Below are 9,641 nucleotides of genomic sequence, written 5' to 3'. Positions count from 1 at the left end.
GGCCTACACCGGGCCCGGCCCCGAGCCGACGCTCACCAGCCCCGTCTCGTACGCGGCCACCACCACCTGGGCCCGGTCCCGCAGGCCCAGCTTGCCGAGGATCCGGGCCACGTGCGTCTTGACCGTCGCTTCGGACAGGCCGAACCGCGCGGCGAGTTCGGCGTTGCTGAGCCCGCGCGCGAGCAGGGTCATGACCTCCAGTTCGCGCGGGGTGAGCGCGGCCAGCTCGCGGTGCGGTGCGGCGGGGGCGTCCGGGCGGGCGAAGCGCTCGACGAGGCGGCGGGTGATCGCCGGGGCGAGCAGGGCGTCGCCGGAGCGCACCAGCCGGACGGCGGCGGCCAGGTGCTCGGGGGTGACGTCCTTGAGCAGGAAGCCGCTCGCGCCGGCGGCCATCGCGGCGTAGACGTACTGGTCGAGGTCGAAGGTGGTCAGCATGATCACCCGCGGCGGCTCCTGCGCCGTGTCGGCGACGATCCGCCGGGTGGCCTCCAGGCCGTCCAGGACGGGCATCCGGATGTCCATCAGCACGACGTCCGGTCTGGTCCGGCGCACGGCGGCCACCGCCTGCTCGCCGTCGTCCGCCTCGGCGACCACCTCGATCCCCTCGGACTCCAGGATCAGCCGGAAGCCGGTGCGCACCAGCGCCTGGTCGTCGGCGACCACCACGCGCAGCGGGTCGGTGCTCATGAACTCTCCAAGGGGATCAGGGCCTTGACGCGGTAGCCGCCGCGTGGCCGGGTGCCGGTGTGCAGGGTGCCGCCGTAGACGGCGAGGCGTTCGCGCAGGCCGATCAGGCCGCGGCCGTTGCCGGTGGCGGCGGCGCCGGTGGGACGGCCGCCGGTGTCGGTGACCTCGACGGCCAGGTGGCCGGGGGCGTACTCGACGGTGACCTCGGCGGCGGCGCCGCCCGCGTGCTTGACGGTGTTGGTGAGCGCCTCCTGGACGACCCGGTAGGCGGCGAGCTCGACCCCGGGCGGCACGGCGCGGCGCTCGCCGGAGACGGTCAGCCCGACCGTCAGCCCGGCCTGCCGGACGCCCTCGACCAGCGCGTCCAGCCGGCCGAGGCCGGGCTGCGGGCTGAGGTCGGCGGTGGCGGCCGGGTCGTCGCCGGTGCCCGCGTCGATCGTCAGCAGGCCCATGACGTGCCGCAGTTCGGTCATCGCCGCGCGTCCGCCGGTCTCGACGGCGGCCATCGCCTCGCGGGCCTTGTCCGGCGCGGTGTCGAGGATCTTGCGCGCGGCCCCGGCCTGGATCGTCATCATGCTCACGTTGTGCGTCACGACGTCGTGCAACTCCCGGGCGATGCGGGCCCGTTCGTGCTCGACCGCGCGCTGGAGCGCGGCCAGCTGCTCGCGTTCGAGGGCGGAGAGCCGCTCGTGGCCCTCGGCCGCCCGGCGGCGCCACATGCGCAGTTCGTAGGCGACCGCGAACACCGGCACGAGGAGCAGCACGGCGACCACGCCGTTGGGGAAGTGCGGCAGTTTGGCCTCGGCGAAGAGGACCACGAGCGTGGTGGCGGCGGCGGGCAGGCTCGCCAGGACGGCGGCCGGGCGGCGCCCGTACGCGGCGACGCTGTAGGCGGCGATGACGACGGCGACGCCCGCCGAGTAGGCGATGTCTTCGGACTGGTGACGCACCAGCAGCGCGAGCGGCAGGACGGCCCACAGCACCGCCAGCGGGTACCGGCGGCGAAGCGCGAGCGGCAGCGGCACGACCGGCACCATCAGGAGGAGCGCCGAGTGCGGCTCCTGGACGATGAGGACGTAGTGCGTGCCGAGGGAGGCCAGGAACAGGGCCAGCGCGACGTCGAACGCCCACCCGCGCCGGGTCGGCAGGGGCGGTGGCGGTCCGGCGCTCGGGCGGACGGCCGCGCGCAGCCGGTCCGGGGTCAGGGCTTCGATCACCGGCACATTGTGGCGGCCGGGCGCCCGGCTGGACAGCCCCGCGTCCGGCGGAGCCTCGTACCCCCGTCGACTACGTCGCAAGGATGACGCCGCGCGCCGTACCTCCCGCGCGGTACGTGACCGTCGTCGGAGAGGTCTTCGACCCGCACGTCCAGACGAACGAACTGCTCACCGACGCCCGGAGCTTCCCGTCCGGGACGGCCCCCCGACCGGACGCCTGGTTCGTCACGCCGACCAAGGGCACCGACCGGGCCGCCTACGCGGCCGCCCTCGGCACCGCGCTCGCCCCGGTGCACATGAGCGCCGAGGTCGGCGCGCCGCACGGCTCCAGCGGCTCGATCGCCGCACTGGACTCGCTGACCGCCACGCTGGCCCTGCTCCTGGTCGTCGTCGCCGGGCTCGGCGTGTTCAACACCGTCGTCCTGGAGATCCGGGAACGCACCCGGGACATGGGCGTCACCAAGGCGCTCGGCATGACCCCGGCGCAGACCGTGGGCGTGGTGCTCGCCTCGGTCGTCCTCGTCGGGGTGGTCGGCGCGGCGATCGGCCTGCCCGTCGGGCTGCTGCTGCACGGGCTCACCGTGCCCGCCATGGGACACAGCGCCGGGCTCGACTTCCCGGCCTCGGCGCTGGACGTCCTCGGCGCGCCGGCGCTGGTTCTGCTCGCCGTCGGCGGGGTGCTGATCGCCGTCCTCGGGGCCCTGCTGCCCGCCGTCCGGGCGGCGCGGACGCGGACGGTGGCCGCGCTGCGGGCGGAGTGAGTGCCAAGGGCGCGTGTCGCCGGTTCAGGCCGGGAGCCGCGACGGCGGGGCACGCGCCCGCGCCCCGCGGAGCCCGGTCAGTCCCGGCCGGGCTCCTCGGCCTTCCGCTCGGCCGCCTTGACCTGCTCCTCGAACGCGCGGGCGTCGATCCGCTCGACCGTGGCGCCGTGCTTCGCGGCCAGCTCGTCCGCCGGGCCGGGGGACGCCTCGCGCACGTCCACCACGAGCATCGCACCGCCGTCCGGTACCCGCGGCGACAGCACGATCAGTCCGGCGCCGCCCTCCGTCGCCTGGTGCTCCTCGGCCGCGTTGCCGAGCACCGCGCCCGCCGCGAAGCCCAGCAGCACCCCGATCGGCCCGCCGAGCAGGCCCACCAGCCCGCCCAGCACGCCGGAGCCCACGGTCGCCACGCCCGCACCGCGCACGAACCCGTCCCGCACCTCCAGCAGGCCGTCGGCGCTGCGCTCCAGCGCGGCCACCTGCCGCAGGCCGGGCAGGTGCTGCGCCTCGTCGTAGGCGGCCCGCCAGCCGGCGGCGTCCGGGAAGGTCAGCAGGACGACGTTGTGCTGCTCGCTCATGGTGCTCCGATCGGTCCACGGGTCCCGGGCTCCATCGTCACCCTGGGTGCCGGGCGCTGCCACAGCAGAGACCGGCCGCCGGGCTCCCCGGGGGCGGCGGCCCCGAAACGTGGGGTCCGGTTTGTGTGGCCCGCACCGCCCCGGTTTTGGCCAGGTGTGGGGCGGCCGTCGGGCCGGGCGGGGGAGCGGCGGGCGCGGCGGCCGGTGGCGGGACCGGGCATGGCCTGGGGGAACGGGGGCGGGGTGCCGGGCCGGACCTTATTTCGATCGTGGCCGGAATTGCGCCGGGTGGGGCGCACGCCCCTGGTGTGACGCGTGAGGCGCTGCCAGGATCCGGACCCGGCACGCCCGTGCCAGATCCCATCGCTTCGAGGAGGCAACATGCTGCCCACGGCTGAGCAGGTTCGCGCGCTCAAGGACGAGGACTTCCGGCTCACCCTCGGCCAGGGCCACCAGGTCCACCCGGCCGGCGAGCTCGCGGACGAGCTGTACGTGACCGCCTCGGTGCAGTCCGGCACCTGCGGCGGCTGGTCGAGCTGCGGCCGCGTCTGCAGCTTCTGAGTCCTCCGGGGGCCGTGAGGCCTCCGGAGCCGGCCGATCCCGGATCCCGCGGCTCTCCCGAGCCCACGGTCCGGGGTCGCGGCCGGCGCGGGTCCCGGCCGCACCGCCGGGATCCGCGCCGCGTCCGCGCCGCCGGCCGGCGGTTCGACCGTGGCCGGCCCACGGCACCGGGCACCCCACGGCCCTGGTGCTCTCCGGCCGCGAGGCGGACGGTGCGGCTGCACTGCAACTCAACACCCCTGAGAGCGCGTCGAGTTGCCCAAGCAGGCGCAGCAGGTGACCGGTCCGCGGGGTGGTGCCCCGACCCCACGCCGGGGCACCACCCACCCTGAGCGGTCGGTACGGCGCGACAGTGAGAGACACAGCGAGAGAGGCGACCCCGACCCGTGGTTGACGCGACCGAACTCCTGCGGGCCGCCGCCCGCGCCGTCCCGCTGAACGCCCGCGGTCCGGTGCCCGGCACCGAGACGGCGGGGCTCGCCGAACGCGCCGAACGGGTTGAACGGTCCGAACGGGTTGAACGCGCCGAGCGGTCCGAACGCGCCACGCGGAAGCTGGACCGCTGGCGCGCCCAGGCGCCGTTCGACCGGGACGGCTGGTTCGAGCGCCGCCTCGCCGCCGACGGCCTCGACCCGGACGCCCTGCACGCCCTGCTCGCCGAGCACCCGGACTCCCTCGCCGACCGCCTCGGGCGCCTCCCGTGGGCCGAGCGCCTCGCCGCCGCCTTCGCGACACCCGCCACCCTCGACGTCCCCGAGGACCACGCCTTCGCCCGGCTCGTCGCGCCCCTGCTGGCCGACGCCCGCGACCGCCTGCGCGCCGCGATCGCCGACCTGGACGTCCCCGCCCTCGGCACGCCCGAGGAGCTGACCGCCCTCGTCCTCCCGGCGCTCACCGCCGCCGTCCACGGCATGGCCGTCCGCACCGTCATCACCGAGCTCCACGTCGCCCGCCTCACCGGCGAGTTGACCGGTGACACCCCCGAGGAGCGCTACCGCGACTTCCTCGACCGGCTCACCTGGCCCGGGCGCGCCCTGCGCCTGCTCGCCGAACACCCCGTCCTGGCCCACCGGTTGACGGCGGCCGCCGAGCAGTGGACCGCCACCGGCCGCACGCTGTTCCGCCGCCTCGCCGCCGACCTGCCCGCGATCCGCGCCACCTTCGCCGACGGCTGCCCCCTCGGCCGCCTCACCGAACTCGCCACCGGCCTCGGCGATCCGCACCGCGGCGGCGCCACCGTGAGCTCCCTGCGCTTCGAACACGGCACCCGGATCGTCTACAAGCCCCGCCCGCTCGGCGCCGAGAGCCACTTCCAGCAGGTCCTGCGGTGGCTCAACCCCCGGCTCCGGCTGCCCCTGCACGACCTCGCCCACCTGGCCCGCGACGGCTACGGCTGGGTCGCCCACGTCACGGCCGAACCAGCCCGCGACGACGCCGAGTTGAGCGCCTTCTACCACCGCGCCGGCACGCTCGCCGCCCTCATGTACGTCCTCGACGCCGTCGACTGCCACGCGCAGAACCTGCTCGCCGTCCGCGACCAGCCCGTGCTCATCGACCTGGAGGCCCTGCTCCACCCCGACCTGCACGAGCCCGCCAAGGACCTCTCCGAGTCCGAGCGCCTCGCCCGCCACCACGCCCGCCACTCGGTGCTGCGCTCGGGCCTGCTGCCCGAACGCATGTGGGACGAGGGCAACGGCGGCACCGACCTGTCCGCCCTCGGCTGGGACCCTTCGACCCTCCCGCCCCGCGCGGCACCCGTCCTCGTCGGCGAAGGCACGGACGAACTTCGGCTCGAATACCGGCGGTTGCCGATCGAGGCCCCGGGCAGCCGGCCCGTCCCGGCCGACCGGCCGCTGCGACTCGCCGACCACCTCGACGAGTTGGAGGCCGGCTTCACCGAGGCCTACCGGATCCTCGCCGCGGAAAAGGACCAACTCGGCGATCTGATCCGCGCGTTCGCCGGCGACGAGACCCGCATGCTGCGCCGCGACACCTTCGAGTACCGCAGCCTCCTCAACACCGCCTGCCACCCCGACCTCCTGCGCGACGCCCTCGACCAGGACCGCCACCTCGACCGGCTCTGGGCCCTCGCCGCCTGGGAGGAGCACGCGCTCGCCTTCGTCGAGCACGAGCGCGCGGACCTGTGGCGCGGCGACGTGCCCGTGTTCACCATCCGCCCGGACGGCGTCGACGCCCGCTCCTCGACCGGCGCGGTGATCCCGGGCGTCGCGGACCGGCCCGCGCTCGACCTCGCCCTCGCGAAGGCGGACGGGCTGGGCGAGGAGGACCTGGAGTGCCAACTCCAACTCCTCCGGCTGTCCGTGACGACGGCCGACGGCGCCCGCGAGCCGCGCCGAACGGCGACGACCGCACCCCTCGCCGCACCGGCCGGGACGGAGGACGACCTCGCGGCCCGCGCCCTCGCCAAGGCCGTCGAAGCCGGCGAGCAGCTCCTCCGCGAGGCCCACCGGGGCAGCGCCGACCTCGCCTGGGCCGGCCCCAACTGGACCCCGCCCGGCCGCTGGGCGCCCGCCGAGCTCGGACCCGACCTCTACAGCGGCACGGCCGGCATCGTCCTCTTCCTGCACCAGCTCGCCACCGTCACCGGGGACCGCTCCCACCGCGAGGCGGCCCGGGCCGCCGAACGCACGCTCCGCCATCAGGTCCGCCGTCGCGCCGACCGCCTCGGCGGCGGCCTCGCCGGCACCGGCGGCGTGCTGTACGCCCTCGCGCACCTCGCCGCCGACCACCCGGACGACGAACTCGACGCCCTGGCGGGGCAGATGATCGGCCGGATCGCGGCCACCGCCGCCGAGGACGTCCAGCACGACCTCCTGGCGGGCAACGCCGGCACCATCGGCGGCCTCCTGGCCTGGGCCTCCGTCCGCCCCGGCCCGGCCGTGACCGCCGCCCTCGCGGCCTGTGCCGCACGCCTCACGGAAACCGCGGCCCCGCACTCGGAATTGGGGAGGGCCGACGGCGGCGTCGGCTGGCTCCCCGCCTCCCTCGCGGGCGCGGCCGCCCGTCCGCTCGCGGGGTTCGCCCACGGCGCGTCCGGCATCGCGTGGGCACTGGCGAAGGCGGGCCACCACCTGGGCGACTCCCGCCTTCCCCAACTCGCCCTCGCCGCACTGGACTACGAGCGCACCCTGTTCGACCCGGCCGCCGCCAACTGGCGCGACGTCCGCGAGGACGGCGGTCCCGACGGCCCGTCCTTCCCGGTCCTCTGGTGCCACGGCGCCTCCGGCATCGCCCTCGCCCGGGTGGAGCTCGCCGAACTCCTGCCGGAAGGCGGCGAGTTGCTCGCGAAGGAGCGTGACGCCGCCCTCGACACCGTGCTGCGCGAGGGCTTCGGCCTCAACGCGTCCCTGTGCCACGGCGACCTCGGCAACGTGGAACCCCTCCACCTCGCGGGACGCCCCTGGCACGGCGCGGCCCGCGCCGCCCTGGACGCCCTCGACACCCGGGGCTGGACCTGCGGCCTGCCGCACGGCGTCCACAGCCCGTCCCTCATGGTCGGCCTCGCCGGCATCGGCCACGGCCTCCTCCGCCTGGCCGCACCCACCCGAGTCCCGTCCCTCCTGGGCCTCCACCCGCCGACGGTGCGTTGACCCTACGGCCCCCGCAACCGCCCGCGCGTGGTGCCCGGCTCACGCGCCGGTGGCACTCGGGCAGAACTCCGCCTCCAGCTCGTCGGTGAACACGCCGATCGGCCAGGCGCCGCTCTTCCAGGTCCCGTTCGTCCAGTCGCCGTTGACGTTGGTGGAGAGCAGGTGGCGGCCGTCCCGGCTGCCGTAGGTGTAGGTCCACGAGCCGTTGATGGCGCCGCCCATGCCCCACACCGTGGTGCAGGACAGCGTGATCGAGCTCACGCCCAGGCCGTACGCCGTGTTCTCGATCCACGTCTTCGGCGGCGTCGGGATCATCGTGAACATCTCCCGCTGCTGGGCGGGCGGCAGCAGGCGGCCGCCCAGCAGCGCGGCGAAGAAGGTGTCGAGGTCGCCGACGGTGGAGATCATGTCGCCGGAGGCCCAGCCCCAGGACGGGCTCAGCTCGGTGACGTCGTAGACGGGGGCGTCCGGGTGGGGGTCGCCCAGGCGCGTGTACTCGCGCCCGTGCGGCCCGTGGACGGTGATGTCGGACGGGGCCGGCGTGGAGGTGCTCCCGAGGCCGAGCGGGGCGCTGATCCGCTGCTCGATCTGCTCGGCGAGCGTGGTGCCGGTGGCGCGTTCGACGATCAGCCCGGCGAGGACGTAGTTGGTGTCGGAGTACGTCCAGCCGGTGCCGGGGGCGAAGTCGGGCCGGTGGTGCATCGCGATCCCGACGAGCTGCGCGGGGGTGTAGTCGTCGAAGCGGTGCCGGAGGAAGGCGGGGCCGCCCGCCTTGCGCTGGACGTCCTCGTCCATCACGTAGTTGAAGACGCCGCTGGTGTGGTTGAGCAGCTGTCGCACGGTGATCCGGTCGGGCTGGTAGCCGGGCCCGTCGACGACGCCGGGGAGCCAGTGGTCGACGCTGTCGTCGAGGCTCAGCCGGCCCTCGGCGGCGAGCTGGAGGACGACGGTGGCGACGAAGGTCTTGGTGGTGCTGCCGATCCGGAACCGGTCCTGCGGGTGGCGCGCCCGCCCGGTGGCGGTGTCGGCGACGCCCGCGCCGCCGTACCAGCGGCGGTGGCCGTCCCTGACCTCGGCGACCGCGCCGGGCAGACCGCCCTCGGCCACGGCCCGGTCCAGCACCTTCTGCACGCCGTCGTGCCCGCTCTTCGCGGCCGACGCGGAGAGGACCGGCGCGGAGGGGAGCGGCGCGGAGGGGACCGGTGTGGCGAGGGCCGGCGTGGCGGCGGTGGCCGAGAGCACGGCTCCGGCGAGCACGGCGCCGACGGTGGTGCGGATCGTGGTCTTCATGGTGTGTTCCCCCTGGCGGTGGTTGTGGTTGCGAGGAAGAAACTACGGCGTGCTTTCCATATGAATCAACGTCAACTCCTATTGCCCGATGAATCCTTGCAGCTCACAGCGGCGATATCCTTGCAATGGCCCTGCCGGTGATTGCAAGGCCGTGCGGGTTCATTGCAACAAGCCCGGCGCCCCGCGCATACTGGTCGCGCCACGCGAGGAGACGAGGACGGATGCCCGGAGCCAGACTGACCCAGCAGGACCGCCGCCGGATCGCCACCGGCCTGGCCGAGGGGCTCGGCTACGGCGAGATCGCCCGCGACCTCGGCCGCCCGACGTCCACCGTGACCCGCGAGATCGCCCGCAACGGCGGCCCCTCCGGCTACCGCGCCGAGCGCGCCCACCGGGCCACCGTCCAGCGCTCCCGCCGCACCCGCCCGGCCCCGCCCTCGGGCGCCCGCTCGGCCGTCGTCGTCCGGCAGGCGGCCGGGCGCGACCCGGTCGCCGTGCGCGAGTTCGCCGAACGGATGGCCGAGTTGCTGGTCCACGTCGGCATGCCCCGGATGGTGGCCCGGGTACTCACGTGCCTCTACGTCACCGACGACGGCAGTCTCACCGCGGGCGACCTCGCCGACCGGCTCCGGGTCAGCCCGGCCTCCGTCTCCAAGGCGACCGCCTACCTGGAGGGCCAGGCGCTGGTCCGCCGGGAGCGCGACGAGCACCGGCGCTGCACGCGCTACGTCATCGACGGCGACATCTGGTACCGCGCCCTGCTGGCCAGCGCCGAACGCAACGCGATGCTCGCCGGGGTCGCCCGCGAGGGCGCCGAACTGCTCGGCCCCGCCACCCCGGCCGGCGCCCGGATGGACGGCGCCGCCGCACTCCTCGACCGGATCGGCCAGGACATCGTGCGTGCCGTCCTGCAGTGGCGGGAAGCGCCGTGAGGGA

At 75.5% G+C, this 9,641-nt stretch carries 8 protein-coding genes; 4 read left to right on the top strand and 4 right to left on the bottom strand.

From position 1 onward, the window contains the following. Nucleotides 1-3 precede the first annotated feature (3 nt). Nucleotides 4-687: a response regulator gene (locus ACFXDE_RS32410; protein ID WP_380436481.1), complete on the bottom strand. Its 684-nt coding sequence runs from the start codon at nucleotides 685-687 to the stop codon at nucleotides 4-6. Then, nucleotides 684-1,904, bottom strand: a complete 1,221-nt coding sequence (locus ACFXDE_RS32405) for a sensor histidine kinase (RefSeq protein WP_380498153.1) — start codon at nucleotides 1,902-1,904, stop codon at nucleotides 684-686. Before ACFXDE_RS32405 ends, ACFXDE_RS32410 begins: the two co-directional genes overlap by 4 nt. 116 nt (nucleotides 1,905-2,020) lie before the next feature. Between ACFXDE_RS32405 and ACFXDE_RS32400 the strand changes: the two genes are divergently transcribed. Further along, a complete protein-coding gene (locus ACFXDE_RS32400) occupies nucleotides 2,021-2,665 on the top strand; it encodes an FtsX-like permease family protein (protein ID WP_380498152.1) in 645 nt (214 codons plus the stop codon). Between the two features lie 77 nt (nucleotides 2,666-2,742). Here ACFXDE_RS32400 and ACFXDE_RS32395 read toward each other — a convergent pair whose 3' ends face one another. After that, nucleotides 2,743-3,243 carry a histidine kinase gene (locus ACFXDE_RS32395; protein WP_380498151.1) on the bottom strand — a complete coding sequence of 167 codons (501 nt, stop codon included), beginning with the start codon at nucleotides 3,241-3,243 and terminating at the stop codon, nucleotides 2,743-2,745. A 381-nt stretch (nucleotides 3,244-3,624) separates the two neighbouring features. Here ACFXDE_RS32395 and ACFXDE_RS32390 point away from each other — a divergent pair, with 381 nt between their 5' ends. Together ACFXDE_RS32390 and ACFXDE_RS32385 are read left to right on the top strand one after the other, a co-directional pair. Beyond that, nucleotides 3,625-3,804 (top strand): hypothetical protein, encoded by a 180-nt coding sequence (locus tag ACFXDE_RS32390; RefSeq protein ID WP_380436471.1) that lies wholly within the window; start codon nucleotides 3,625-3,627, stop codon nucleotides 3,802-3,804. 386 nt (nucleotides 3,805-4,190) lie between these two features. Next, nucleotides 4,191-7,415 carry a type 2 lanthipeptide synthetase LanM family protein gene (locus ACFXDE_RS32385; protein WP_380498150.1) on the top strand — a complete coding sequence of 1,075 codons (3,225 nt, stop codon included), beginning with the start codon at nucleotides 4,191-4,193 and terminating at the stop codon, nucleotides 7,413-7,415. Nucleotides 7,416-7,454: 39 nt separating this feature from the next. On the opposite strand, the gene ACFXDE_RS32380 is transcribed toward ACFXDE_RS32385, so the two are convergent. After that, nucleotides 7,455-8,705, bottom strand: a complete 1,251-nt coding sequence (locus ACFXDE_RS32380) for a serine hydrolase domain-containing protein (protein WP_380498149.1) — start codon at nucleotides 8,703-8,705, stop codon at nucleotides 7,455-7,457. A 221-nt stretch (nucleotides 8,706-8,926) separates the two neighbouring features. Here ACFXDE_RS32380 and ACFXDE_RS32375 point away from each other — a divergent pair, with 221 nt between their 5' ends. Continuing rightward, nucleotides 8,927-9,637 carry a helix-turn-helix domain-containing protein gene (locus ACFXDE_RS32375; RefSeq protein WP_380498148.1) on the top strand — a complete coding sequence of 237 codons (711 nt, stop codon included), beginning with the start codon at nucleotides 8,927-8,929 and terminating at the stop codon, nucleotides 9,635-9,637. Nucleotides 9,638-9,641: the final 4 nt, after the last annotated feature.

Origin of the sequence: Kitasatospora sp. NPDC059408 (assembly GCF_042751525.1) — a bacterium.
Lineage (GTDB): Bacteria > Actinomycetota > Actinomycetes > Streptomycetales > Streptomycetaceae > Kitasatospora.
This window is presented reverse-complemented; position numbering and strand designations above follow the sequence as displayed.

Coding starts and splice junctions, on each gene's coding strand:
- ACFXDE_RS32390 (WP_380436471.1), top strand. CDS start 3,625: ATGCTGCCCACGGCTGAGCAGGTTCGCGCGCTCAAGGACGAGGACTTC.
- ACFXDE_RS32395 (WP_380498151.1), bottom strand. CDS start 3,243: ATGAGCGAGCAGCACAACGTCGTCCTGCTGACCTTCCCGGACGCCGCC.
- ACFXDE_RS32380 (WP_380498149.1), bottom strand. CDS start 8,705: ATGAAGACCACGATCCGCACCACCGTCGGCGCCGTGCTCGCCGGAGCC.
- ACFXDE_RS32410 (WP_380436481.1), bottom strand. CDS start 687: ATGAGCACCGACCCGCTGCGCGTGGTGGTCGCCGACGACCAGGCGCTG.
- ACFXDE_RS32375 (WP_380498148.1), top strand. CDS start 8,927: ATGCCCGGAGCCAGACTGACCCAGCAGGACCGCCGCCGGATCGCCACC.